The following is a 25441-nucleotide window of genomic DNA, read 5'->3' as shown; positions in this document are numbered from 1 at the left end:
ATAGTACAAATACCGTCTTTTCTCCCAGTATCTGTGTAAGATCGAATAATTATACGAATGGATGCCGATAAAATGCGCTTTGGAGAGAAAATAATGTCCAGACGGTGCCAGCAGCTTAAGCTTCTAATGCTTTCGTTGAGCGCGTTCTTTGTTATCTCAGCTAACGCTGCCGAAATTGATTTTTCATCAGACCGCGACTTTGCAGAAATTAATCTCAATATTCGCGACCAGGGCCAAAACGATACGGAGTTTGTTGCGCTGAGCGTAAAACTTACTCCGGCCGCCCTGCACCGCCTGCAAGATGTCACTCGCGACGCGCTCAACGAAGATTTAACAATTAGCCTGAATGGCAACGTCGTCAGCACCGTCAAATTAATGGCCCCTCTCAAAACGCCGCATCTAAAGCTGTTTTTAACCCGTCAAATGGCACACGATGTGTTCCCTAGCTTATTAGCGACGCCAGTATCATCGGTTTCTTTATCGGGCTTTTCTATGCCGCAATGGGCAAAAGGGACGTGGACCGAAAGCCTGTCCGCAGACGTTCCGAATGTCAATTACGCTACGGACGAGACCCTCTCCGTTTCCAACAAGATATTGAATGCACCGAACTGCAAACGGGCTAACCATACAATCGTCGCCACCAACGATTCGGTTGTCGAGTTAAGGATCGATCGACGCAACAAATGCGTGGTCGATGATGTTCCGGTCATCAAAGTTATTCTGACCAGAACTACCGAACCCGCACGGATTGTGATTTCCTTGTACGCAATCGGTAGTGATTTCAACGGCCCACCGACCAAAGAGAGTACTTATCGCCGCTAATGACTATCCCGCATGATCGTAATCGACAATCATAGATGAGGAACACCTTGGTGGCGTTTACCGCGGCGCGACGTTTGACCTGCGCCAAATGGTGTCTTTTATTTTTGCCACACTACAAGGCTGTAAGCGCCCTTCTTTCTCATCCTAAGATATCCTTGGAACTCAGCCTTGGAACTCAGTCTTGGACAGCGCTTTCTGCATACCGCCTTATTTCAGACTACACTCCGAATAATCTCGCAAAGGATTTTTTAACCGTGAATCGTATTATGACTAGAACTCTCATCGCCGCAGCAGGACTAACGATGATTACCACCGGCACAAGCAATGCTGCCGATGCCTCCCAAGGAGCGCATTTCGCCACCACTATGACAACCTCAATGACAAACTCAACTACGCCATTAATGTCTGGCATCGATATGCATAACGCCGATACGGCGGTGCGTCCTCAAGATGATTTTTATAGCTACGTCAACGGAACATGGTTGAAAAAGACTGAGATTCCCGCCGATAAATCGTCTTGGGGTTCTTTTTATGAATTACGCGAAAATTCGTTAAATCAACTACGCACTATCGTTGACTCTGTAAGCAAAAACAAGACAGTCAAAGTTGGTTCAAATGAACAAAAAATCGCCGACGTGTATGCAAGTTTCATGGATGAAAATACACTCGACGCACTAGGTGTTGCGCCATTAACCACGCAATTTGCGCGGATTGATGCACTGCAAAACAAAAAACAAATCGCTGGCATGATCGCGCATTTATCACGCATCGGCGTCAAAGTCCCTTATGACATCGGGATCCATCAGGACGCCAGGGATTCCACCAAAGTCATTGTCGACCTGGGACAAAGTGGCCTTGGATTGCCTGATCGGGATTACTACCTCAAAGATGACGATGCGAAGCTGAAAGAGACGCGGATCAAATATCTTGCACACATCGAAAAGATGCTGACGCTGGCTGGCGACAAAGCCCCAGCGCAAAATGCAGCCAGCATACTCACGCTGGAAACCGCGCTGGCAAAACTGCAATGGACCAAGGTCCAAAATCGTGATCCGGTTAAAACGTATAACAAAGTTGAATTAAGCCAGTTGCCAACGTTAGCACCGCATAACGATTGGAATAGCTATCTGGCAGAAGCTGGACTGAAAGATAAAATATCGTACGTGGTGATCAGTCAGCCAAGCTATATTGAAGGCTTCGATCATGTGCTGGAATCGACTTCGATGGATGCCTGGAAAGCCTATTTTAAATGGCATGTCCTGAGTAGATTTTCCTCATCGCTATCCAAGCCTTATGTTGATGAAAACTTTGCGTTTTATGGCAGCGTATTGCGCGGCGTTCCACAGAACGAACCACGCTGGAAACGCGGTGTAAAAATGGTGGAAGATACGCTTGGCGAGGGATTAGGTGAATTGTATGTTGCGCAATACTTCCCACCGGAGAATAAAGCGCGCATGGAAAAACTGGTCAGCAACCTGATCGCAGCCTATCGGGAAAGTATCCACACGCTGGATTGGATGGGACCGGCCACCAAACAGCAGGCGGAGAAAAAGCTTTCAACGTTGATGACCAAGATCGGTTATCCGAACAAGTGGCGTGACTACGCAACACTCACGATCAAAAAAGGCGATCTGGTCGGCAATATTATGCGGGCTAATGATTTTGAGTATCAACGCAATATTGACAAATTGGGCAAACCAGTTGATCGCGACGAATGGGGCATGACGCCACAAACCGTCAACGCCTATTACAATCCGGAACTCAACGAAGTTGTATTTCCGGCCGCTATTCTGCAACCACCATTTTTTAACGCCAAGGCTGACGATGCGGTTAATTATGGCGGTATCGGCGCGGTAATCGGTCACGAGATCAGCCATGGCTTTGACGATCAAGGCAGTCAATACGACGAAGTCGGCAATCTCCGCGATTGGTGGACCAAAGACGATCACGAGAAATTCGCAGTGAAAACCAAAGCATTAGTCGCGCAATATGGCGCTTACAGTCCGGTACCCGGATATAAGTTGAATGGTGAACTCACCCTCGGCGAAAACATCGCCGACAACTCTGGCCTGACCATCGCCTACAAAGCGTATCAGTTATCCTTAGCGGGAAAAACCGCGCCAATGATCGATGGCATGACCGGCAACCAACGTTTTTATCTGGGATGGGCGCAAGTGTGGCGCGGCAAGGTGCGCGACGCACAAGCCATCGTCTACGTAAAAATCGATCCCCATTCACCACCGCAATTTCGCGGCAACGGCACGCTTGCCAACCAGCCTGGCTTCTACAGCGCGTTTGATGTTAAACCGGGGGATAAGATGTATTTGGCACCGGCGGAACGGGTGATTATGTGGTGATGAAGTACTAAGTAAATCCTGCTGATGGCGAACAGATAACCTGTAAACCATCAGTAGTAGCTAATGGTATTTGGTCCAAAGACCAGCAAGATTTAGCGGAGGTTGAAGCGATTTCTTCACAAAAAAATCAATAATTAAACTAACGTACATCCCGAACAAATCACCGAAAAATCATCATGCAACGTGATGCGTGTCACGCAGCGATCATCTCAACAACGCCTCCATTTATATATCCCGTTCGAGCATATTTGAATCGCTGTTTCAATGCGCCCTGAAACCTAACGGGTGACATCATTCCACTTTGATTAACATTTCAATCGTCGGTAGTGGCGTACAAATAAATTCCCTCGTCGGTCAAATATTTTAGCCTTTTAAGTAGTACGCCGCGTGCGTCACGTCACCAGCTGCGTTATGACAGTACCAGATCAAAAAAGTATTGAATCTCTGTCATTTACTATGCTCTTCAAAAAAATTCACCTAGATTTTTCTTGGTTAAATCGAGAAAATTCTTTCGACTTTTTCGCGTTAAAGTGAACTTATCTACCTAGATAAAAGCCTCTAACAACCACATTATTTAACCGTTTACGGGAACAATTCCAAATTAAAACTAAGAAGACAGATTGTATTCCGCCCTGCGTTATCGATTGATGTAGTGGTTGATATTCATTGCTGTAACTACTGACAATTGGATTGAAGACGGACCGGCAACACGATAAGAAAGATATGACGATGCGTTTTTTTGAACGGCTGATATGTATTAGTCTGCTAATTTTTTTCTCTTCCGCACATGCACACGCGAAAGCCACGCCAGCTGAATCCGCCCAGACATCAGCAATGAAAACGCAAGCGCTTCTGACGGCTCAGAAACACGATAAGAAAGAAAAACATGACAATTCGGTTTTTAAAACGGCTGATATTTATTGGTGCACTAATGTTTTTCTCTACCGCACATGCGCATAAGAAAATCACGCCACTTGACGCTGCCTAGACACCAGCAGTGAAACCGCAGGCACTTCTATGCGATATTAATTTCACCACTCCCGCCCCGAACGCCGTGTTGAGATCGGCGGGAACCCGCATTACCGGCACCGGAAGCGCATCCACTATCGTCGGCGATCAGGGCTAGGCTACCGCAAGCCTGAACGGAGCAACTTTTTTTCTCGGAGCGGAAGCTTCACCGCACTCATGCAGTTTTTCGGTTTAGGTACCGCTTCGATCAATTTGCAGGAAGGCAGCAATCAACTAACAGTGAAAGGCAGCGTTGGCGCATGTTCTGCATCGGACCAAATGCGATTGTTCTACATAAAACCCGACGATGTTTGCTACTCGCCCGTCGAAGATTTGCAAAAAGTAAACGTACCAGACGACAGTGCCATAAAGGGGTTTTACACCGGCCAAATTTGTATTGCGAAATACAGCTGTGGTAGTCGCTTGCAAATGGAAAACACAGATTGGCTTACCAAGGTTGTACCCGCGTTTGTGCAGCCGCTTTTGGATAAATCAGGAGAGTGGAAAAAAGTGATGGAGGCTTGTGAGAATCAATCGTGGTTGCTTCCTACTTATGTCGCAAATAAAAATTGCGAAAGCGACATGGCCAAATATCACGTAGCACAAGATATTCAAAGCGCACTCAATATCAATGGCTGTGGTACCGATGACGACTGGCGAAAAGTAGGAAAAATTATTAACGAATGCGTCGCTGAAACGAATAGCATCGTCCCTGCATTTTTTGCGCAATGGATCGTTACGAACAATCGAAATGACGTACGACGAGTATGTCAGTCCAATCGGGAAAACTTATAAGTTTAATTATTTGGAGATTATTTTATGAAGAAAATAGCCTTGGTTTGTTTTGTAATAATATTATGTTCTAGTCAGGTATTTGCCGAGTCCATTCGTAAATACCAAGGCACTGGCCCCAATGTTGAGCTGCGCATCAGTGTAGACGGACGTGTTTTTCTCGGAGAGCGAGAAATGGAAAAAATACCATTTTCAAGCGAGGAAGAAGCAGGAGTTACAATAAACGCGAATACCATTCCGATTATCAGCGGGAAAAATGTTCAAGTTACCGTCGAAATGATCGAGGCGGATGGACTGGTCACTGATGTTACGAATAGCCCGAATATTATTTACAACGCTCTTGGAAAAGTTAACCTTAAAGCGAATAAATCCGGATTGGTCACTGCCATTTCAGAAAAAAATATTCTAAGTCTGGGCGAAGTATTTGTCATTTATAACACCTCAGAAAAGTCTGGCTACAATAAAATATTTTTTAAAATTGCGCAGCCAGAGCCATTTCCACGCTGATTACAGTGATGAAAAACGTTCGAACAATGAAATTCCTGGCTTGCTTAATTATATTCTGGTGTGATCTTGGACTTGCGGAAACAAAAGGCCAAGGTACTGAACCAAACGTTGAACTACGTATAAGCGTAGAACGACGCCCGACTGCCGCTCCAAGACCCGTTTAGCAACTTCCAAAACCTGTGCTTGCGGCCCGCTGGTAGCGCCGATTCTGATGACTTTATCTTCTGCAAAGGCGTTAATACTTGCGGCGAATAATAACACCGCTGCAATGGTAGACCAAAACCGACGAAACATACTTTTCCCCTTTAAATATATTAATAAATTAGATTCTTTATTTCAGTGAGCAAGACATTTTTTGGCGCACTGATAGCTGGTTTAACCCGAAATAAGACCCCAATCTTTGGGGTCCCTAATAGGTTTGGTAGAGCAATACCGGAGGCAATCCATTGCGGTAGTCGAACGAATTAATTTTCCTCTATCGTCCGCCGCCGCATGAACAACTGTCGTAGCCCAATATCTATACGGCCACATCAAGCACAGAATTCGCACGATCATGATGACGATATCGAGCCGAGATATGCTGCTCGGGCAAACGATTACCGTTGCCAAACATTTTTTGGCGCAGCGACCCTTCCTCGTAGTCTGTTTTATATATGCCGCGCCGCTGTAGTTCCGGAATAACCAGATCGACGAAGGCGACAAAACTCTCCGGACTGACCGTTCGCGTCAGATTAAACCCATCAATATCCGTATCACGCATCCAATCCTCCAGCGCATCGGCAACTTGCGAAGGCGATCCTATAATCGTGGCGTAACGTCCACCCAAAGCCAATTGATCCAGCAACTTTCGTTTGGTCCATTCAAGGCCTGGATTTGTAATCGCCTTGGTGAGCGATTCGATGGCATTATTCTTGACGGCGCGTATCGGCTCGTCCATTTCGTATTTTGAAAAATCAATACCAGTTCCGCTGGAAAAATGAGCCAGTCCTGCTTCCGGACTGGCGTACTCACTGTATTCGCGATATAAATCCCATGCTTCTTTTTCAGTAGGTGCCACCACTACCGTCAACCCCATGAAAACTTTCACGTCGTTGGCTTCGCGGCCTTGCGCTATAGCGGCCTGACGCGCGCTGGCGACTAGCTCACGGGCTGCTTCTTTAGTTTGACCGGAAATAAAAATACTTTCGGCATGGCGTCCGGCAAAGACTTGGCCACGACCCGATGAGCCAGCCTGATAAAGTACTGGCGTCCGCTGCAATGAGGGTTCACTCAAATGGATCGCGTCAACGTGATAGTAATCACCATGATGATTAATTTTATGGACACGGTCTGGCTGTGCATAAATACGACGTGTGCGGTCACGCAGGACGGCTTCATCCTCCCAGCAACCCTCCCATAACTTGTACACCACTTCCATAAATTCATCAGCGCGGTCATAGCGTTGATCGTGATCCAGTTGGGTCGACAAGCCGACTGCTTTCGCGGCACTCTCCAAATAACCCGTCACAATATTCCAGCCAATGCGTCCTTTTGTCAGATGATCTAATGTCGATAGCTTGCGTGCAAAAAGGAAAGGCTGCTCATAGCTGAGATTGACCGTGACGCCAAAGCCGAGATGCTCGGTGACATACGCCATAGCCGAGATCAACATCAACGGATCATTGACCGGCAGTTGAATCGACTCGCGTAAGGTCAAATCGACGGAGTCCTGATAGACGTCATAGACGCCGACAATATCGGCGAGGAATAAACCATCAAACTTACCGCGCTCCAGCAACTTTGCCAGATCTGTCCAGTACGCGATATCGTTATAATTCTCGGACTCGTCGCGCGGGTGCGTCCATAGTCCATGGTTAATATGGTTCACGCAGTTCATACTGAATGCGTTGAGAACAATTTTCTTTTTTTGCATGTTGATTCAATTCAACGGAATCTCCATAAATACAAATGGAAATAAAAATAGAAATACCATGATCTAGAATAAGGCTTCATCGAACTTAATTGAGATCAAAGACTAAATACTATCCAACACTAAATTGCACCGTGACGCGGTGGCTTTTTACCGTTGAGATAGTAATTTCCAACAGCGAAATACTTCCAGCGAACCGGATCGTGCAACGTGTGCGTACGGGCATTACGCCAATGGCGGTCGAGGTTATGTTCTGCTAAAGTCGATTGCGAACCTGCTAATTCAAACAGCTTGCTACCTGCCAATAAGGAAATTTCAGTGGTCAATACCCGCGCTTCAGCCACTGCTATAGAGGCCGCAGCAACGCTTTCCTCGTCGGGATGTGCCGCCGCTTGATCTACCCAGCGCCCTGCTCTCTCTAGTAATGCCTCTGCAGCGTGAAGATGAATGGTCAGATTACCGACCTCATGAATCGTTAGTGGATCTTCGGACGCACGTTGCGCCCCGCTATCGACCCAAGGTCTGGATCGGCTCCGCACAAAGCCGATCGTGTCGGTGATCGCTGCCCGCGCCAGGCCTAAATCGATTGCTGCGTGAAGCAATTGCGCAAATGGCCCGATATGGGTAGGTCGTTCAAAAGCTGCTTGAAACGACACGATGTGATTTGCATCAACCGTAACATTTTCTAATAGCACTGAACCACTTCCGGTAGTGCGTTGACCAAACCCGGACCAGTCATCGATAATCGTCAAACCCTCTGCACTGCGCGGAACAAAAGCTAATTGCTGGATACCATCGTCATCAATGACTGAAGTCGGTATCCAATCGGCGTATAACGCGCCAGTTGCATAGAACTTGCGGCCATTGATGCGGAAGCCTTTGCCATCCCGGGTTAATCTTGTAGTGCGATCTTGCGAGGTTCGCGTACCAAGTTCCGCCAGCGCATTCCCAAACCGGTCACCTAGCAACACCCGTTCAAAGAAAAATTGTTTCTGCGATTCGGTTCCGTTGACACGTAAAATTTCAACCGCATAAAAGTGATTCTGCGGAATCTGACCAATTGACCCATCGGCACTGGAAATGATGGCAATAACTTCCGCCAACGTCACATTTGACACGCCGGCGCCACCATATTCTTTGGGAATGGAAATAGCCCATAACCCGGAGCATACATAGCGCTCCAACTCATTCCACGGCAATTGTCTGGTCTGATCACGCAGTCCCGCTTCAACTAAAAATTCAGCCGCAAGCTGGCGCGCAATGACGAGCGCTTCATCATCACTAGTAATGACCGAAACGACCCGCCCCTTATCGACTTGAGAAAATGGCTTTTTTTCAACGGTCGCGTTGGGTATTGGTGCTAAAAAAGTAGTGCTATTTGGCATCGGAGGTCTATTCAAAAAATAGTAAAGTAATGTTGTGAGAGAGCGTCAAAATAGATCACAACAGATGAAAAGTTCTATCAACTCCACGCGTGACGAGGTGGCGCAATCTCATTAAGGTAATAATTTCCAACCGAAAAATATTTCCATCGAACCGGATCATGTAGGGTATGAACCCGTGCATTGCGCCAATGACGATCAAGATTATATTTAGCTGACGTTGTTTCTAAACCAACCAGTTCAAACAATTTTTCACTGGCGTCTAATGCAATTTCAGTCGTCAGCACCTTGGCTTCGGCGACATTAACGGAGGCCTCGGCCATCTGTTCAAAATTGATCGGCGATACCATTTGATCAAGGGTAATGGCGGCACGTTCCAACAATGCCTCAGCGGCGTGAAGGCGTATAAATAGCGAACCAATATCACTAACAATGAAAGGATCGCTGGTATCAAGTGCAAGACTGCTATCGTCAGGTGTACACCTTTTTTGGTGCAAAAATGTGACCGTATCTTCCAACGCTGCCCGGGCTATTCCGACATCAATCGCCGCTTGTATTAATTGCGATACCGGACCAGTATTATTGGCCTGATCAACGATTTTTTCGAGAGGGACGACACATTGCGCAGATACGCGCACCTGATCGAATATCACTGTACCGCTGGCGGTAGTGCGCTGACCAAACCCGGACCAATCATCCACGATGCTTAATCCTGGACTTTGCCGTGCAACAAACACAAATACACTGCGGCCAGATTCATCTAACGCTTTAGTTGGAATCCAATCTGCAAATAAAGCGCCGGTTGAATAAAAGCGCCTGCCATTTAATAGATAGTTATTATCATTACCGCTTATTTTGGTAATGCGCGTCCCAACATCCAGGACGTTTTTAGTGGTCCGTTCGGGGCCTGCATTTCCTAGTCGTGCGCCACCTAGTACCGCATTATAAAAAAATATTTTTTGGCTTTCACTGCCCGTTTGTTCAAGAACGTTCAATATCCCAAAATGGTTTTGCGGGATTTGCCCAATCGCCGGGTCGACGACCGAAATAATTCTAATTACCTCTGCCAGGGTCGCCCACGATACTCCGGCACCACCATGCGATGACGGAACGGTGATTGCCCCTAAACCACTAGCAGAGAAGCGTACCATTTCAGCGACCGGTAAACGTCGTTCGCGATCTCGAACCACAGCTTCCTGCTTAAAATCGTGCGCCAGATGTTGGGCTATTGCGATCGCCTCGGTATCGCTCTGTATACGATGTGCTGCTGTTGAAAAATCTGGCAAGGCTGGCATTCCTTTTATTTGCGTGCGGATGAATTGCGGCGTAACGACTGACATGACCAATCTTAATAATGTGTATCTTTCATCAAAAACTGAACAACGAGTGGCAATAAAAAATAGTGATTCATTAAACCAAAATTCGAATAAATTCTGAACGAAGGATTTTGCATTTATAAGTAGGAATTCAGCATGAGAATGCTGGCGAAGAAATCGTCACGCTTATCGCTAAATGTGTCATGCGGCCGGTTTGCAGTAAACTAGCGGCTTCTGTAGCGTCTGATGTATAGCGCCGCATCCAGTTGAATCCCATCGTTTTCTATCGGCGGGATAAGTGTGATGCGGATGTTCAATTAGCTCTTGCGCTACACGCTTCAATCATTAAGGAGATCTTTTTGTCACAAAACCCAACATCGCCAGCCGCTACAGAAACGTCAATTGACGACTCACCAGCCGAGCTGCAATCTTTATTCCAACAGGTGCAGAATATTCGCGACCTTGGCGGGAAAATCGCGTCGGATGGCAGACGGATTCAAACCGGACGACTACTTCGCAGCGCCAATCCCGGGCTGGCTACGGCGACTGATATCGCGCAATTACAGCGCTTTAATCTGGATGTGGTGATTGACTTTAGAACTGATGGTGAAAAGAAATCTGCGGAGACGCCATTTGCACATGTGTTTAACTGGATCGCTGATCCGATCATGGTGGGCAATCTGTCGCAATTGTCTGTTCTATCTGCATTGCAGAATGGCACCGCGGATGACAGTCGTGCATTCATGATCGCGTTCTATCGCGATTTTCCGGTGCGATACCAAGCCCAATACCGGCGTTTTTTACAGCTGGCAGAGAAAAATCACACTATTCTTTATCACTGCACGGCCGGAAAAGACAGGACTGGCTTCGCTAGTCTTCTGCTGCTATCCGCGCTCGGCATCGATCACGCGGATATTATTGCCGATTACCTGGAATCCAATCGCAGCAACACCACGGGGAATGCGCAACTACAGGAACAAGTCAAAAAGCTGCGATTACCGAAGGATGTAATGGCACCGTTGCTATCGGTCGAGGCGGCTTATCTGGATGCTGCCCAGCAAGTGATCGATGATGACCACGGCGGCATGCAGCATTATCTGGAAAGGGTTTTGGGGATAGATGTAGCGCGCATTCGTGATAATTATTTAGAAACGATTTGAGAAGTGAAGTCAGATGTTTTCTGATCAGACCGGCCCGATGTTTCTTTGCGCTTCCCCCAATAAGAGTCGGCCCAGTAATGCGATCACACCATTTATCATCTTAATGATTGCTCTACATATCATTAGGATGATCCCAGATACCTATGTGATAATAGTATCGTCTCCACAATAGTGGCTGGGTTATTGAATATGCTGGCTTTACGACGAATGCACTATGGCGCGTGGATTGGGATACTAGTTATCTTGATAAGTGGGTTCGCGCCTATGATTTCGCAAACGTTGGCGGCCAAGCGGTTTCACAATAGAACACCCATGCTGGCACAGATTATTCAAGCGTCACCGCTCTGCATAGTTCATACGGCGGCATCCGCCGAAGCGGATAATATCGACCATGGCGCATCAAAGATGCACGATATGATGGGAATGTCGGGAATGAAGGGTATGACGCACCGTCTGCCTGAGCAACAGTCGCAACAGACGCAACGAGCGCATTCTGGTCATCGAGGTCAAGACGGTCAAGACGGTCAGGAAGCCTGCGGTTACTGCAATCTCTTTTCACATAGTCCTTTTTTAGTCAATACGCTGCCGCAACTCGCTGCCGTCGCCCACATCCACCACGCCTTCATCGCCATACTCGGCGCCGCATTCCGCCCACGCACTGTCGCCGCCGCAAGTCGTCCACAACCTCCGCCGCTGTTTTAAGACCATTCTGGATTTTTGACATCCTGCCGCGCTTTGCCTTTTATGCTGCGCGGCAACTTGCTTCATCACTCTTTCTCAATGGATGTTGACATCATGCGAAACGCACTTACTCGTGCGGCGTTTGGCCTTGCTATCGCAAGTCTCGCGCCACTTGGACATGCACATGCCGTAGCAGGCGACCGTATCTTTCCAGCAACGATGGCGGTTGATGATCCCGGTGTCGGCGACGAACTTGATTTTCAGTTCGGTCACATCAGAACACCAAATGACGACGGCAATACCGCCAGCGTCAATAGCTTATCGGTCAACTACGCCAAAACCATCACCTCCAATCTGGCGATCAGTGTTGGCACCAACTACGCCACACAACGCGCTGCCGGTGATCCAACCGTGAAGGGATTCGACAACCTGAGACTTGGTATCAAATACATGGCCTACGTGAACCCTGTGCACGAGTTCCTGTTGTCGGTCGGGATTGATACTGATATCGGCGGCACTGGCAGTAAAGCAATCGGCAGCAGTTATTCAACGTATACGCCAACAATTTACGCGGGCAAAGGATTCGGCGATTTACCCGAAGCGCTGCGCTGGCTTAAGCCGTTGGCTATTACCGGTACGGTCGGGCAGCAAACTGCAAGCAATAGCAATGTTCCCAATGCGCTGAACTGGGGCATGACGCTGCAATACAGCTTGCCTTATCTGCAATCGTTCGTCAAAAACATCGGGTTATCCAAGCCTTTTGCCAATATGATCCCCATCGTCGAACTGGCGATGAGCACGTGCACCAGCGGCAGTTGCTCCGGTCATACCACGGGAACGATAAATCCTGGTGTTATATGGGAATCGCGCTTGGGTCAGATCGGATTGGAAGCGCAAATTCCGGCCAATAGTGCCAGCGGGCATGGTATTGGCGTACTCATCCAAACCCATTTTTTCTTCGATGACATGTTCCCGCATTCAGTCGGAAAACCCATTTTCTAAAAGGTAATACCATGCAAAAACTTTATTTTTCATCCGTTCGAACATTCCTACGCCTGATTGCGCTGATCACATTTAGCGCACTTTGCTTAGGTGGTATTGGTCAGGCCTTTGCTCACGCCCATCCTGAGACGCAGTCGCCATTAGCAGGTGCGGTCGTCAGTGCACCGCAAGAAGTTCGCATCACGTATGACGAAGCGCTTGAACCGGCATTCAGCAGCCTGATCGTCAGTAATGCGCAAGGCAAGCAAATCAACAGCGCCAAGGCCGAAGTTGATAGTACGACGCACAAGACTATGCATGTGCCCTTGCCAACGCTGCCAACAGGCGTTTATCACGTGAAATGGATTGCGGTAGCAGACGATGGACACCGTACGCAAGGCACTTATACCTTCACGGTCAAGTGATGGGATCGGTCGCCGCCAACTGGCTGCAACCATTGTTTGCGGCAATAATGAACGCTGCGCTGGCAATAGCGATTGGCGTGGTTGTGCTGCGACCAGCACTGAGATCGGCGGCGTCATCGGGGGCGCCATCTCACCGACTCGATAACATCACCCGCTGGGCTTGCTGGTTGCTCGGTGTTGGCCTGCTGGCGTATTACTGCTTCAGTACCATCGCAATGACCGACAGCAATCTTAGCGACCTTCCAACATCTTTATGGCTGGTATTAACACAGTCGCATTTTGGGGAGATGCTTTGGTTGGCGTTCGCCGCATGGATCTTGTTGGCAATCGCCGTCACCGCGGTCAACATTCCTGCGCGTCGTGAGCTGTTTATACTTGGCCTGATCGGATTCTCATTTGCACGGGCCGCAACCGGGCACGCGGCAGATCAGGGGTTTTTCAGCTTTTGGGTATTGATTCACACGGCGCACATACTTGCGGCGACAACTTGGGTTGGATCGGTAATTGTCTGCGCGTTACTTAGCACCGACTGGAAGCATTGGGGTTTATCCCAACGTAGCGCGCTGGCGCATCGTCTCTCTGAAGTCGCCACGTGGGCTCTCCTCCTCGTCATTGGGAGCGGCTTGTTTAACGTAGCAAGAACGATGGGACATGCGAGCGATATTTGGGCTTCTGATTATGCCTGGATATTGCTGGCCAAACTGTGCGCCGTGCTGATTGCCTCCGGCTTAGGATTACGCAACCGCTGGTATTGGCTAACACAACTAGACCGCAATAAAAACGCCGGTGCAGCCGGTTTCAGGCGAGTATTGATAGCCGAACTGATCGTGCTGTTGGTCGTGCTGGTATTGGCTGCAAAGTTGGGAACGACGATGCCAGTGCAATAAGGAATTTAAGACAGTACGCTAGGGCGGTTAAGAAAGCACAACACCGCCCGGGCGGTTTTTGGAAGTCCTATAACTATATGTCGGTCCACATGCGGAGCAAATTATGATAACTACCGGTCAATTGGACCAACGCGTGCGGATCGGCGGCGCTTTGATTAAGACGTTGAATCGCGCTATCCAGATCGTATAACAAAGTCCGTTGTCCATCATCCCGAATCATGCTCTGGACCCAGAAGAATGCGGCTAGTCGCGCACCGCTTGTTACGGGCTTGACCTGATGCAAACTGGTTGCCGGATAGACGATCATGTGGCCAGCCGGAAGTTTGACCGACTGCACACCGTAGGTGTCCTCGATCAGCAATTCTCCGCCGTCGTAGGTATCCGGCTCACTCAAAAACAGCGTCACCGAGATGTCGGTGCGTATCTTGAGCCGACTTCCCGGAACCTGCCTTATTGCACCGTCAACATGGCTGCCAAACGCCATTCCGCCTTGATACAGATTGAACATCGGCGGATAGACATGATGCGGCAGTGTGGCGCTGATAAAAAGAGGATGACGCTCCAGCTCGGCCAAAATCAAATCACCCAGTTCAATTGCTATCGGCGCGTGTTCATTGATTTGCAAATTGCGCTTGACCTGCGCGCCTTGATGACCAGCCGTCGCACGACCATCAACCCATGCGTCCCCCGCAGCGTTTAGTTTATCTCGCACCAGAAGAAGTTGCTCGGCGTTCAATACCTTGGGGATTTCTAACAACATGGGTCGATCACCTTCACATTAAAAACGATAGTTTACGCTTGCTAGCAGCGTGATGCCAACACCCGGAACCGAACGACCACCGTCAGAAGGGATCAACGCGTCAATGTAATGCTTATTGGTCAAGTTGAGTAGATTCAAACGCAGATCATATTTTGGTTGATGATACGCGACAGTAGCATCAAAACGCGTGTAACCACCTGCAGAAACCACGTTGGTATTGCTGGCGAAACGACTCGACATATACAGCATACCGCCGCCGACTTCCCAAATTTTGGTCAGGTTATAGGTAGTCCACAAAGTCAAGTTGTCGCGTGGTGTATTGGCTAGCGTTTTACCTTGCGTGCCATCTGCTGCGGAGGCATGTATGACGGTCGGATTCAAATGCGTATAGCCGCCGATAACTTGCCATTGCGGCGTGATGTGACCGCTTGCACCCAATTCAAAACCGGTAACACGCACATCGCCGTCGAGCTGATAAACACCTGTCGTGACTAATGATCGCGCATTGGTTTTTTCAATATCGAATATCGCCGATGTGAGGGACAGATCGCCATTGAACAGATCCCATTTAGCACCGATTTCATATGATTTATTCGTCTCTGGAGCCACGTTCTGGAGACCTGAAGTGACGGTCAATTGTTCCAATGAAGGATTGAACGAAGTGCCGTATGACGCGTAGTAAGACTGCGCATCGGTTGGTTGATAAATTACACCAGCACGAACACTGGTGAAATTCACCGTTTGGTCCGCGCGGGTCAACGCTGGCGTACCAGTAGCGATGCTGTTGTTCAGTTCAGCCTGATAGCGGTCCCAACGCACGCCGCCAACCAGTTTCCATTCCTTATTTAAAGCGACAGTGTCGTTTACATAGGCCGCCAGCGCATTCGCGCTAGACTTGGCGCGATTGCCGACCGTTGTGGTGACGTTCGACGGTTGTGATTGATAGACTGGATCAACCATTGTGACGATCGGCAAATTGTTACGCGTAGTGCCAGCATTGTCATATTCGTCGTGGCTAATTTCAGACCCAACGATCAAGGTATGCTTGAGCGTGCCGGTATCGAACTTGGCGATCAAGTCGGTTTGATTGTCTAACGATTGGTCATGAATGTTACGGTCATGGCTAGCTAACTTGACATAAAGCTGACTCAAAGGCAATGCAGTCGTGTTGCCCTGTGCAACCGTTGGCAATGCAGTAAAGGTACCGTTAGTGACTGTACCAACGTTATTAGCCGCTGTTTCCCGTGCATTCGTGACGTAATCGCTGTACTGCGTCTGATTACGCAAGGTCACATTTTCGTTAATCTTGTGCTCAACGCGCGCACTGACGATTGCGACGTCCTGAATAGTACGATCGTCATTGAGACCATAAAAAGTATCGCGCGAGACTTGCGCTGGATGATTATTTACCGGTGGCAGACCATAATCCGGCATATCGCGATTGTGTGAAATCAACGCGGACAAGGTCACTTCAGTTGGTGTACCGATGCCGAAACGCAGCGAAGGAGCAACACCGAAATCCTGATTGGTCATCTGGTCACGATTTGTTTTTGCTTGTTGCCCCATCATTTCGATGCGGAACGCCGAAGTATCGGACAACTTGCGATTAAAATCGCCCGTCGAACGCACGCCGCCGTTGGTGTCAGCGCTCAGAGATACTTGATTCGCATCTGTCAAAAATGGCGTCTTGCTGACTTGGTTAATCACGCCACCAGTTGATCCACGGCCGAATAACATCGACGAAGGACCCTTCAACACTTCGACTGATTCCAAATAGTACGTGTCACGATAATACTGACCGCGATCACGCGAACCATCGAGATACATGTCGGTACGCGCACTAAAACCACGCAAATTGAAGTTGTTACCGATTTGCCCGCCTTCAGCGCCGCCGATTGTAATACCCGGCACATTGCGCAGCGCTTCTTGCAGCGAGGCAGCGCCCTGGGCTTCAAGAACTGCACGATTAATGACATTCACCGATTGCGGAATGTCACGAATCTGCGTAGCAACCTTGCCACCAACAGTACTTGTGACGGGATTGTAGTCTGATGTATCAATCTGACTTTTGACCGCGACTTCAGGTAAAGTTGCTTCAGCTTGGGTAGTTTGTGCAGCCGGTGTGGTTTGTACGGTTTGTGCGAAGGCGGTTTGCTGCATGGCAACAGGCGCTGCAAAGGCTGCCAGCAAAGCGGCGGCCAATGGCGTGAGACGTCGGTTCATTACTTAATTCCTTGATCAGTCAGAGTGTGCCCGACGTATTAATCGGGCAATAAAGTGTTTTTACGGTGAAGCAATTGGCTGGCTGGCCGGATAAAAACCCAGTTGGCTGACTAAGATTACAAAAGCAATAAACAGATATAAATAAAGCTATAAATAAGAGTTATAAGTAAGCGACGCGTTCTTCGACTGTGCCCGTAATATTCCAAAGGGCAATATTCACATTTTGCATGATTCTACGGTAGGGCAAAATTTAATACGAATGATTCTTATTGTCAAATGAATGTGAGGCAAAACGGCCAATTTTTCTTTCTCAGGAATGCTTGTAGTGAAAGATAGTTTGCCCACGCGCGACGAATACAAAATGGCAAGTTTCACGCTTCTGAAGAATGAAGCAGGTGCAGATCCCCCATGGTAAGTTGTCACGTTATCTGGCAAGATAGGTCTCTCACCACGAGCGCTCACGCGCATCTCCACTCGGCCTATAATTAGTTGTTTTTATGCAACGGTAGAATGATTCAAAACCGGCTAAACTGTTTTTTCACATCGATCAATAACCGAAAAGGAAACTCACGATGTTTATCCTCCGAAACGCTGCACGACCTTATTTGCTAGCTTCCGCCTTAACAATGTCTGCCCTTATCACCGGATGTACAACGTCTGGCATGGATCCAATGGGAATGATGGGACACAGCATGCAACCCAAATTGGACAGCGCGCACGAAGTTCCGCCTAACGATTCACAAGCGACAGGCGTTGTGACTATTGCGGTGGCAGCGGATAAGACGGTCACTGGCAAAGTCGTGACGACCGGCGTCGATGGCAAAGCCGCCCACATTCACGAGGGAGCAGCCGGTGCTAATGGTCCGGTGATCGTGCCGCTAAGCAAAACGGCTGATAACACTTGGTCTGTACCACCCGGTGCAATGCTGACCGATAGCCAATATGCAAGTTATATGGCGGGAAATTTGTACGTCAATGTGCATAGCGCTGCGCATCCTGGCGGCGAAATTCGTACACAGCTGACGAAATAACTATTCGGATTACTAATGATTAGTGTCAATCGGTAAGAATACGGATCTTTATTAATAGTTTGTAAAACGCGTAAAAACCGATGACGATCACTTTTAGGCTGGTCGTCGTCGCTTTCGTCAGGTATTTCCCCGATTATTTGTAATAGATGACTTACGGGCATTGGTGCTGGGAGCATGTTAAAACCGTTTAAACGTCGATTCGAGGTAGTAAAAAACCAGTCTAGCTGAGCATGTTCAACAAAAATACTAAAAACAGCAAAAGCTGCTGATTCGATTTATCCTCAATTTATTGCGCTTCAAGACGCTATGCCCCTCATTTCACTGAAATTAAAAAAATACTTTTCATCACGAGGCGTGGCCGTCTATCTGGCTCTGGCATTTTCTGCCCTTTCCCTTTTGCTTACTTTTATTCTGGTTGGCGTGATTGAAATCTCCGCCACCGATTCAATCAAATCACGTATCGGTAATAGTTTGAGGGAGCTGGCGGCCCAAACCTCCGACACATTTGATCGTGACATGTTCGAACGCTATCGGGAGGTCCAACTGATGGCGGCCCGCTACGATCTGAACACGATGCCAGACGATGCTTTACAACATCGCAAACAGCTGGAAACACTGCAAGAGAGTTATCCCTACTATGCCTGGATTGGGATGACCGATCTCGACGGCAAGGTGATCGTGTCGGCCAAGAAAGTCCTCGAAGGTGCAGATGCGTCGGGGCGTCCATGGTTTAAAAATGCATTGCACGGTATCTATCTAGGCGACGTCCATGACGCTGTGTTTTTGGCTAAATTGCTACCGCCCGTTACCGATGGCAAATCTTCCACCAAAGAAGCAATGCGTCTTCTTGACATTGCATTTCCCTATCGCGATAAGGACGGCCGCGTCGCTGGCATCCTGGCGACCCATTTGTCATGGCAATGGGCCTACGATATTGAACAGTCCATTGTCACACCATCGGATCAGCGGAGAAACGTCGAATCGATCATTCTCAATAAGGACGGCAAAGTTCTTCTTGGCCCAGGCGACCTTAAGAACAAAACAATTGATCTTCCCAGCTTGAAGTTGGCGCAAACGTCGCCCTCCGGTTATACAGCCGAAACATGGCCGGATAAAAAACGTTATCTGGTCGGTTACAGCGCTAGCAAAGGTTATGAATCTTATCCCGGCATGGGCTGGATTGTATTAGTGCGTCAAAGCGAAGTCGACGCGTTTATGCCGCTTAAAAAAATTCAGCAAAAGGTCATCTGGACAGGCTTGGCTGCCGCCGTATTATTTTCTTTTCTGGGATTGATCGTGGCGCGCAATATCATTCTGCCCTTGCGCGCGCTCGCCAAATCCGCCCAAAGAATACAAAAAGGCGAAATCGCGGATATACCAACAACGCCAGGCAATAATAATTATTTCGAAGTGCAAGCTTTAACGGCCTCGCTCAATGGGCTGGTCGGAGATTTACTAAAAAAAGAATCTGCGCTAAAAGAGCTAAATCTTACTCTGGAGAAGCGCGTTGAACTGCGTACCGCCGAACTTGGGAAAGCGCTAACGAAGGTTACTGAGCGAGAAAATCGTATTCAGAGCATCATTGAAACGGCTCAGGCAGCTTTTATTGGGGTCGATTTGCACGGTAACTTTATCGACTGGAACACACAAGCCGAAAAAATGTTCGGATGGAGTCGAAAAGAAGTCATCGGGCAACAAATGTCGCGCAAGATCATCCCCGCAAGATTTCAGACAGTTGTAGATGCTGCCATCCAAAAAGTGGTTCAAATAAGCGAGTCGGGCGGCCCAGGAGAATCGGGCGACTTAGGTAAATTGAACGCACTTAGTTTTCTGAATAATCGGATGGAACGCGTTGTATTGGACCGCCAAAATCATGAATTCCCAGTCGAAATCACAATCAGCCTGGTTCACAATAAAGACGAGTATTTTTTTAGTGCTTTTTTACAGGATATTTCTGATCGAAAAGAAGTTGAACGCATTAAAGATGAATTCATCTCGACTGTCTCTCATGAACTTCGGACACCACTAACCTCAATCCGAGGTTCAATCGGATTGCTGGTTGGTGGCGTCGCAGGGGAATTGCCGGAGCAAGCCAAAACACTTTTGGAAATCGCGAGTAAAAACTGTGCACGACTGGTACGACTGATTGATGATGTACTCGATATCGAAAAAATTGAATCCGGCAATATGCGCTTTGAGATGGTTGATCAAGCGCTGTTACCTATGGCTCAGCAAGCAATTGATGCCACGCAGGGTTACGCGGCGCAATTTAATGTGAAACTGATTTTAAAAGTCGCTGCTGAAGATAAAAACATTTATGTTTGCGCGGATCGAGATCGTTTACTGCAAGTGTTGATAAATTTGCTGTCAAATGCGATCAAATTTTCGCCGACCGAAGACACAGTGACGTTACATATTCTGCAACACAAGATTGCGCATGAAAACTGGATACGGCTTTCCGTGATTGATCATGGGAGTGGCATTGGGAAAGAATTTCGCCACCGGATTTTTCAAAAATTTGCCATGGCTGACTCGGCTGACTCGCGAAAAAAAGGTGGCACCGGTTTAGGCCTCAGTATTAGTAAAGATCTGGTTGAGCGGCATGGTGGGCATATTGGATTTCTAAGCGCTGTCGGTGATCCGACTGAATTTTTTATTGACTTGCCTGCTATCGTAGCGCCAGCAACATTCGATGCGCCACTGAAGCAAAGTACAGTTGACGGACATATATGACATTGCCATCGACCAAGGCGCACAACACAGTTCTCATGTCCATTATGTACATTGAGGATGATCTTGATATTCAGAGTATTGCCCGATTGGCGCTTGAATCTATTGGTGGCTTTGACGTCACCCTCTGTAGTTCCGGAGCGGAAGCGTTGACGACCATCAACAGCGGCAATCGACCCGACCTGATCTTATTGGACGTCATGATGCCGGAGATGGATGGACCTTCAACGTTGGCAGCATTACGCACTTTGCCTGGCGCTGCTGAGACGCCCACCATTTTTATGACTGCCAAAGCACAGCCGCATGAAATCGCGTATTTAAAATCATTAGGTGCGTTAGACGTGATCGCGAAGCCTTTCGATCCGATGCAGTTGGCGCAATTGATTCGGAAGCTGTGGGGCGAAAAAAATGAATGAGCAACGTACACCAGACGCTAATGAAGATAACGAATTAGCGCGTCTAATTATTTCTCTAGGGAAAGAATACGCTGAGATATTGCCGGCCAAATTTGCCCAGATGCACGCAGCCTTAGAACAGCTAAAAGAAGAGTTGGACAAAGGAGAATTGACCGGTGGAGGATTAAAAAAAAACGAAACCATCAGTACTCTATACTTTCTACTCCATTCGCTGAGCGGAAGCGCTGGCAGTTTTGGCTTTATTGCACTGGGAAAGCAAGCAGGTTTGCTGGAACAACAAATGCAGATCTACATCGCCGACAACGCCTGGTCCGAAAAAACGTTGATCGATCTAAGTACAGGAATATCGACACTTGAAGCATTTCTGCCAGCAATCATTATGACAAAAATAAACCCCGACGGAGTCTGACAGGAATCAGATATATATTGACATTATGCAATCAAATTGTTACACCATGTGTATTCGTACTTTACAAAAAGCAGAGACGAAATATACTAGCGGAATAGGTAAATACGGAGAAACTTAACACCCAATGGATAACTCGGCTATTTACAGCAAGACCTCCAAAGGCATGAATGAGCTTAAAGGCGGCGCAAAAAATATACCACGAGATGATGCACGTATCTTGACGTTGATCGACGGTATATCCAATGTTGACGACATTAGTAACATGCTTGATTCAACGACCAACCTAAAGCTGGTGACTTCACTCGGGTCATTACTTAGCCAGGGATTGATTCGCGTGTTTTCCAACGGAAGTTCGGACGCTTACCGCGAATCATCAATCGAGACCCAGCAACGGACGCAATTTACGACAGATGGCCTGATTAAATTTACGCAGGCGCTGCCGACCATCCAAGTGACGGAACTCACACTAAGGGAAAGTGTGCAAGCGTGGGCCGAAGCCCGCCGCGGTGCGGCTATTCTGGAAAAAAAGGGTTTTTACACCTATGGACAAAAGACTTCGGGTCTCACTCCGAACGAGAACACAGCAGCGCTAAGAGTGATGGTGGTGGAAGACGACGAATCGTTAAGCCATTTACTTGAAACGCTGCTGAAACATAAAAATTTCGACGTCCAGATCGTAGACAATATTGTGGGTGCGATTACAACCTTGAGTGCGCTTGCAGCACCTGAGAGTGGTCCGCTGCCGGATTTAGTGTTGCTCGATGTCATGCTGCCGGGATTACCCGGCAAAGATGGATTTCACGTACTGGAATACATTCGTCGCCATCCAGCGCTACAGCAATTACCCGTGATTATGGTTACCTCACAGATTACGGACGAGTATGTGATGCGCGGCCTGAAGGCCGAGGCCGACGGTTATATTTTTAAACCGTTTAAATGGCAGACGCTTTATGAATGTATTCAGAGCGTTACCGGTAGGTAGACAACTGTCAAACCATCGGCGAGGCAGCCATTCGGTTCTGTCTGGCGGAAAAGGCTTAAAGAGCTTGCAGCTTAGTAACAGGATCAGTAGCACTGGCGGCGATCGAATTGGAGGTGGGGCTGGTATCCGCCTGTGCAATTCTCACCGTGTCGTCAACACTCAAACTATTCAGCGATTTGAGCGGAACAAGCGCCGAACCCAAGCCCTTCAGCAGGTCATAAACCGGCGCCTTAAGACGCGCTAATAAAAGTTGCCTTCCATCAAGCGCGACAGACCGATAGAAATCCAGCAATGCCTCAATACTCGAGCTGTCCAGATTGGGAGACTCTTCCAGGCTAATAATAACGGTATGAATCGACGCATCAGCGGCCTTCAAGGCCAGCCGCGCCTGACTTAAAATGCGTTCTGCATTGGCAAAGAAAATCGGCTCATTTGGTCTTAGAATTAATATGCCGGAGATTGCTTTTGCTCGCGGATATGTCGCTATATTCACAAAATCATGGCTTTGCTCCAACCGTCCCAAGACCACAATCGAGGACGCTGAAAGTTGTCGAAGCATCATTAAGATACTGATCGCAATGGCCGCCAGCAAACCGTCCAGTACCCCCAACAGTAATACACAGATTACAGCCGATATCACGACCAGCCGATCCCGATGCCAGGCAAAATAGGACCGAAATAAGGCTGGATTCAAGGTATGACTCACCGCATGGATCACAATTGCCGCCAATATCGGCACTGGCGTCAAAGCGATACTGGGTAATAGAGTCAATACAATAGCCAGCACCACCGCTGCCGCAACCCAACCTGCCAAGCGCGACTTAGCGCCCGCGGCTTCGTTAGCCGACGTGGCCGAATAACCGGCACCGACCGGCATTCCGTGAAATAACCCAGATACCAAGTTGGATACACCCAACGCCATCAAGTCACGATTCGGTGATACATTGTCGCCGACCTTCATCGCAAAAGTCCGAATAGAGCCATACGACTCGGCATACAAAATCATGACCATAGCAAAACCTAATTCGCCAATACGCAACCACTCTGCGTGCGTTAGCAGCGGCAATGAAGGTGTCGACAATTGCAGTTGAATTGTCCCCACCATCCCGATGCCATAGTCCGATAGGTTGAACCATTTACTGGCTGCGATACCGAGAGCGATGACAATCAGACCACCCGGAATATGTTTGAATCGGGCCAAAATAAACAATAAAATCAATGCGACAACTGTCACCGCAACGCCGACCCAATTCCATATAGCGACACGAGCGACTAATTCGGGAATAAAGCGGATGAGATCGCTGTGCACAGGCTGAACGCCCACCACGCTGGCACATTGCTTAAGAATAATCACAATCGCCAGCCCAAAAGCAAAACCGCGCAGCACAGGCTTGGCAATAAAATCGGTGACGTTACCCATCCGCGCCAGAGATGCCAGCAAAAAGAAAACGCCTGATACCAATACCAAACCGATCGCCAGCGTCAGCCGTAATCCAGCATTGCCATTAGCGATGGCGGCAGTCGCCGCTGCCAGAACTGCGGCGGACGACGACGTGGCAGAGACAATCGCAAATCGGCTAGTACCGAGCAAGCCATAGCACAATAATCCGGCAAACAAGGCAATCACACCGGCCTGTGGCGGCAAATTACCAATGCTTGCGTAAGCCACAGCCTCGGGTAATAACAGGCCCGCAATGGAGAGTCCTGCGATCACATCCGACCAACGATTTCTGTCGTTATTTTTTGTCGGCTGCTTATTGGTCCGCTTGGTCCGATTCACCGTTGCAGCGTTGACGGATGTGCAATTGGCAGCGCCCATCGCGTCAACCCACTACCAGACCGGTCCAACCGGGCAGATAGCGCGCATCCTGACTACCCGCAAGCTTCATTGCTTTTATCATCGCCTTGTCAAATTGCTCCCTCAGCATATCGCGCGATATTCTGCTACGAAAAAAATCGGCCCAGAGAAACTCGCTAAATGGCGTCACATCTTTGGCATAACCACCGGCGCGGCGTAGTTCGCCTGCCAGACTGCGATATGGATCATCCTGCAATTTTTCCAGACGCTTTGGAATTGCATCAAACTGACAACGCACGCCATCGGCATCATAGGGATGCACCCATTGATGGTGATCCATGACGGTCCAAAATCTGGCGGGTTCGATAAAGGAGAGATCCTTTAACACCAGTAAAGATACCATTTTGACCTCCTCTTCAATCAGTGCCAGTCCAAAATGATGGTGATCGACGATATAATGGATGCCGTTCGGGCCAGAAATAGCCGGAAACCAGTGTTGATCTAACGCCGCTGCGCGCGCACGTTTATTGAGCTTCTCCCACGCCTTGCGCTTCAGCGCCACCTCCTCCTTACCTACCGTGATTTGCGTCGGGTGAAGCTTTTCCAGTTTGACACTAACGAGCTGTGGATGGGCGCTTGTCATAGTATTTTCCTAAAGCTAAAATTTCGTCGGCTAATTGTGCAATAGCGGTAAAATTGCCTGCAACCAAGTTGAATATCCCGCCAAATCGGCATGTATAAAAGATAATCGAACAGTTTGTCTTTCAACCTGACGACAAAATGCAGACCACTAGCATCATCCATGTATAACGCATTAAAAAGCGAGGTAACTTGATAATCTAATATTAATACCTGCGTTAGTGAG

General features: G+C 48.2%; 23 protein-coding genes. 15 read left to right on the top strand and 8 right to left on the bottom strand.

Features of this window, described 5'->3' with window-relative positions; genetic code table 11:
• The first annotated feature begins 126 nt into the window (after positions 1 to 126).
• From ACXX82_RS14695 to ACXX82_RS14675, 5 genes are all read left to right on the top strand, one after another.
• The gene (locus ACXX82_RS14695) at positions 127 to 822 is read left to right on the top strand and encodes a hypothetical protein (protein ID WP_458563164.1); all 696 of its coding nucleotides are present in this window, start codon (positions 127 to 129) and stop codon (positions 820 to 822) included.
• 266 nt (positions 823 to 1088) lie between these two features.
• Complete coding sequence (locus tag ACXX82_RS14690; RefSeq protein WP_322235986.1) at positions 1089 to 3179, top strand: M13 family metallopeptidase; 2091 nt, start codon at positions 1089 to 1091, stop codon at positions 3177 to 3179.
• A gap of 997 nt (positions 3180 to 4176) precedes the next feature.
• Complete coding sequence (locus tag ACXX82_RS14685) at positions 4177 to 4305, top strand: hypothetical protein (protein WP_323505733.1); 129 nt, start codon at positions 4177 to 4179, stop codon at positions 4303 to 4305.
• 95 nt (positions 4306 to 4400) lie between these two features.
• Complete coding sequence (locus ACXX82_RS14680) at positions 4401 to 4982, top strand: hypothetical protein (protein ID WP_322235983.1); 582 nt, start codon at positions 4401 to 4403, stop codon at positions 4980 to 4982.
• Positions 4983 to 5006: 24 nt separating this feature from the next.
• Positions 5007 to 5486: a hypothetical protein gene (locus ACXX82_RS14675; protein WP_322235982.1), complete on the top strand. Its 480-nt coding sequence runs from the start codon at positions 5007 to 5009 to the stop codon at positions 5484 to 5486.
• Between the two features lie 48 nt (positions 5487 to 5534).
• Here ACXX82_RS14675 and ACXX82_RS14670 read toward each other — a convergent pair whose 3' ends face one another.
• The 4 genes from ACXX82_RS14670 to ACXX82_RS14655 all read right to left on the bottom strand — a co-directional run bounded on the left by ACXX82_RS14670 (position 5535) and on the right by ACXX82_RS14655 (position 10117).
• Positions 5535 to 5780, bottom strand: a complete 246-nt coding sequence (locus tag ACXX82_RS14670; RefSeq protein WP_322235980.1) for a hypothetical protein — start codon at positions 5778 to 5780, stop codon at positions 5535 to 5537.
• A 223-nt stretch (positions 5781 to 6003) separates the two neighbouring features.
• The gene (locus tag ACXX82_RS14665; protein WP_458563163.1) at positions 6004 to 7398 is read right to left on the bottom strand and encodes an LLM class flavin-dependent oxidoreductase; all 1395 of its coding nucleotides are present in this window, start codon (positions 7396 to 7398) and stop codon (positions 6004 to 6006) included.
• Positions 7399 to 7517: 119 nt separating this feature from the next.
• Entirely contained in the window at positions 7518 to 8780 is a 1263-nt protein-coding gene (locus ACXX82_RS14660; RefSeq protein ID WP_458563162.1) for an SfnB family sulfur acquisition oxidoreductase, read from the bottom strand.
• Positions 8781 to 8857: 77 nt separating this feature from the next.
• On the bottom strand, positions 8858 to 10117 hold the full coding sequence (locus ACXX82_RS14655) for an SfnB family sulfur acquisition oxidoreductase (RefSeq protein WP_458563161.1): 1260 nt from the start codon (positions 10115 to 10117) through the stop codon (positions 8858 to 8860).
• A gap of 335 nt (positions 10118 to 10452) precedes the next feature.
• Between ACXX82_RS14655 and ACXX82_RS14650 the strand changes: the two genes are divergently transcribed.
• The 5 genes from ACXX82_RS14650 to ACXX82_RS14630 all read left to right on the top strand — a co-directional run bounded on the left by ACXX82_RS14650 (position 10453) and on the right by ACXX82_RS14630 (position 14227).
• Positions 10453 to 11253: a tyrosine-protein phosphatase gene (locus tag ACXX82_RS14650; protein WP_322235972.1), complete on the top strand. Its 801-nt coding sequence runs from the start codon at positions 10453 to 10455 to the stop codon at positions 11251 to 11253.
• Between the two features lie 189 nt (positions 11254 to 11442).
• Complete coding sequence (locus ACXX82_RS14645; RefSeq protein ID WP_458563160.1) at positions 11443 to 11955, top strand: DUF2946 family protein; 513 nt, start codon at positions 11443 to 11445, stop codon at positions 11953 to 11955.
• Between the two features lie 93 nt (positions 11956 to 12048).
• Positions 12049 to 12936, top strand: a complete 888-nt coding sequence (locus tag ACXX82_RS14640; protein ID WP_458563159.1) for a hypothetical protein — start codon at positions 12049 to 12051, stop codon at positions 12934 to 12936.
• An 11-nt stretch (positions 12937 to 12947) separates the two neighbouring features.
• Positions 12948 to 13340, top strand: a complete 393-nt coding sequence (locus ACXX82_RS14635; protein WP_458563158.1) for a copper resistance CopC family protein — start codon at positions 12948 to 12950, stop codon at positions 13338 to 13340.
• On the top strand, positions 13340 to 14227 hold the full coding sequence (locus ACXX82_RS14630) for a CopD family protein (protein ID WP_458563157.1): 888 nt from the start codon (positions 13340 to 13342) through the stop codon (positions 14225 to 14227). The genes ACXX82_RS14635 and ACXX82_RS14630 overlap by 1 nt, the downstream gene beginning before the upstream one ends.
• Before the next feature lie 73 nt (positions 14228 to 14300).
• Here ACXX82_RS14630 and ACXX82_RS14625 read toward each other — a convergent pair whose 3' ends face one another.
• Together ACXX82_RS14625 and ACXX82_RS14620 are read right to left on the bottom strand one after the other, a co-directional pair.
• Positions 14301 to 14987, bottom strand: coding sequence for a Fe2+-dependent dioxygenase (locus tag ACXX82_RS14625; RefSeq protein WP_323505741.1), 687 nt, complete (start codon positions 14985 to 14987; stop codon positions 14301 to 14303).
• 18 nt (positions 14988 to 15005) lie between these two features.
• Positions 15006 to 17210 (bottom strand): TonB-dependent receptor, encoded by a 2205-nt coding sequence (locus ACXX82_RS14620; RefSeq protein WP_458563156.1) that lies wholly within the window; start codon positions 17208 to 17210, stop codon positions 15006 to 15008.
• 572 nt (positions 17211 to 17782) lie between these two features.
• Here ACXX82_RS14620 and ACXX82_RS14615 point away from each other — a divergent pair.
• From ACXX82_RS14615 to ACXX82_RS14595, 5 genes are all read left to right on the top strand, one after another.
• Positions 17783 to 18241, top strand: a complete 459-nt coding sequence (locus tag ACXX82_RS14615; protein WP_322235961.1) for a CHRD domain-containing protein — start codon at positions 17783 to 17785, stop codon at positions 18239 to 18241.
• A 306-nt stretch (positions 18242 to 18547) separates the two neighbouring features.
• Positions 18548 to 20974 carry an ATP-binding protein gene (locus ACXX82_RS14610; RefSeq protein ID WP_322235959.1) on the top strand — a complete coding sequence of 809 codons (2427 nt, stop codon included), beginning with the start codon at positions 18548 to 18550 and terminating at the stop codon, positions 20972 to 20974.
• Positions 20971 to 21387: a response regulator gene (locus tag ACXX82_RS14605; RefSeq protein ID WP_322235957.1), complete on the top strand. Its 417-nt coding sequence runs from the start codon at positions 20971 to 20973 to the stop codon at positions 21385 to 21387. The genes ACXX82_RS14610 and ACXX82_RS14605 overlap by 4 nt, the downstream gene beginning before the upstream one ends.
• Positions 21380 to 21796, top strand: a complete 417-nt coding sequence (locus tag ACXX82_RS14600; protein WP_322235955.1) for an Hpt domain-containing protein — start codon at positions 21380 to 21382, stop codon at positions 21794 to 21796. The genes ACXX82_RS14605 and ACXX82_RS14600 overlap by 8 nt, the downstream gene beginning before the upstream one ends.
• Before the next feature lie 124 nt (positions 21797 to 21920).
• On the top strand, positions 21921 to 22778 hold the full coding sequence (locus ACXX82_RS14595) for a response regulator (protein ID WP_322235954.1): 858 nt from the start codon (positions 21921 to 21923) through the stop codon (positions 22776 to 22778).
• Positions 22779 to 22833: 55 nt separating this feature from the next.
• Here the strand turns inward: ACXX82_RS14595 and ACXX82_RS14590 are convergent, their stop codons facing one another.
• Entirely contained in the window at positions 22834 to 24597 is a 1764-nt protein-coding gene (locus tag ACXX82_RS14590; protein WP_458563155.1) for a SulP family inorganic anion transporter, read from the bottom strand.
• Between the two features lie 4 nt (positions 24598 to 24601).
• Positions 24602 to 25219 (bottom strand): ParB-like protein, encoded by a 618-nt coding sequence (locus ACXX82_RS14585; protein WP_322235950.1) that lies wholly within the window; start codon positions 25217 to 25219, stop codon positions 24602 to 24604.
• Positions 25220 to 25441 lie beyond the last annotated feature (222 nt).

Source organism: Glaciimonas sp. GNP009, assembly GCF_054343755.1.
This window is presented reverse-complemented; position numbering and strand designations above follow the sequence as displayed.

Coding starts and splice junctions, on each gene's coding strand:
- ACXX82_RS14695 (WP_458563164.1), top strand. CDS start 127: ATGCTTTCGTTGAGCGCGTTCTTTGTTATCTCAGCTAACGCTGCCGAA.
- ACXX82_RS14690 (WP_322235986.1), top strand. CDS start 1,089: ATGACTAGAACTCTCATCGCCGCAGCAGGACTAACGATGATTACCACC.
- ACXX82_RS14675 (WP_322235982.1), top strand. CDS start 5,007: ATGAAGAAAATAGCCTTGGTTTGTTTTGTAATAATATTATGTTCTAGT.
- ACXX82_RS14670 (WP_322235980.1), bottom strand. CDS start 5,780: ATGTTTCGTCGGTTTTGGTCTACCATTGCAGCGGTGTTATTATTCGCC.
- ACXX82_RS14665 (WP_458563163.1), bottom strand. CDS start 7,398: ATGCAAAAAAAGAAAATTGTTCTCAACGCATTCAGTATGAACTGCGTG.
- ACXX82_RS14660 (WP_458563162.1), bottom strand. CDS start 8,780: ATGCCAAATAGCACTACTTTTTTAGCACCAATACCCAACGCGACCGTT.
- ACXX82_RS14655 (WP_458563161.1), bottom strand. CDS start 10,117: ATGTCAGTCGTTACGCCGCAATTCATCCGCACGCAAATAAAAGGAATG.
- ACXX82_RS14645 (WP_458563160.1), top strand. CDS start 11,443: ATGCTGGCTTTACGACGAATGCACTATGGCGCGTGGATTGGGATACTA.
- ACXX82_RS14640 (WP_458563159.1), top strand. CDS start 12,049: ATGCGAAACGCACTTACTCGTGCGGCGTTTGGCCTTGCTATCGCAAGT.
- ACXX82_RS14635 (WP_458563158.1), top strand. CDS start 12,948: ATGCAAAAACTTTATTTTTCATCCGTTCGAACATTCCTACGCCTGATT.
- ACXX82_RS14630 (WP_458563157.1), top strand. CDS start 13,340: ATGGGATCGGTCGCCGCCAACTGGCTGCAACCATTGTTTGCGGCAATA.
- ACXX82_RS14625 (WP_323505741.1), bottom strand. CDS start 14,987: ATGTTGTTAGAAATCCCCAAGGTATTGAACGCCGAGCAACTTCTTCTG.
- ACXX82_RS14620 (WP_458563156.1), bottom strand. CDS start 17,210: ATGAACCGACGTCTCACGCCATTGGCCGCCGCTTTGCTGGCAGCCTTT.
- ACXX82_RS14615 (WP_322235961.1), top strand. CDS start 17,783: ATGTTTATCCTCCGAAACGCTGCACGACCTTATTTGCTAGCTTCCGCC.
- ACXX82_RS14610 (WP_322235959.1), top strand. CDS start 18,548: ATGCCCCTCATTTCACTGAAATTAAAAAAATACTTTTCATCACGAGGC.
- ACXX82_RS14605 (WP_322235957.1), top strand. CDS start 20,971: ATGACATTGCCATCGACCAAGGCGCACAACACAGTTCTCATGTCCATT.
- ACXX82_RS14600 (WP_322235955.1), top strand. CDS start 21,380: ATGAATGAGCAACGTACACCAGACGCTAATGAAGATAACGAATTAGCG.
- ACXX82_RS14595 (WP_322235954.1), top strand. CDS start 21,921: ATGGATAACTCGGCTATTTACAGCAAGACCTCCAAAGGCATGAATGAG.
- ACXX82_RS14590 (WP_458563155.1), bottom strand. CDS start 24,597: ATGGGCGCTGCCAATTGCACATCCGTCAACGCTGCAACGGTGAATCGG.
- ACXX82_RS14585 (WP_322235950.1), bottom strand. CDS start 25,219: ATGACAAGCGCCCATCCACAGCTCGTTAGTGTCAAACTGGAAAAGCTT.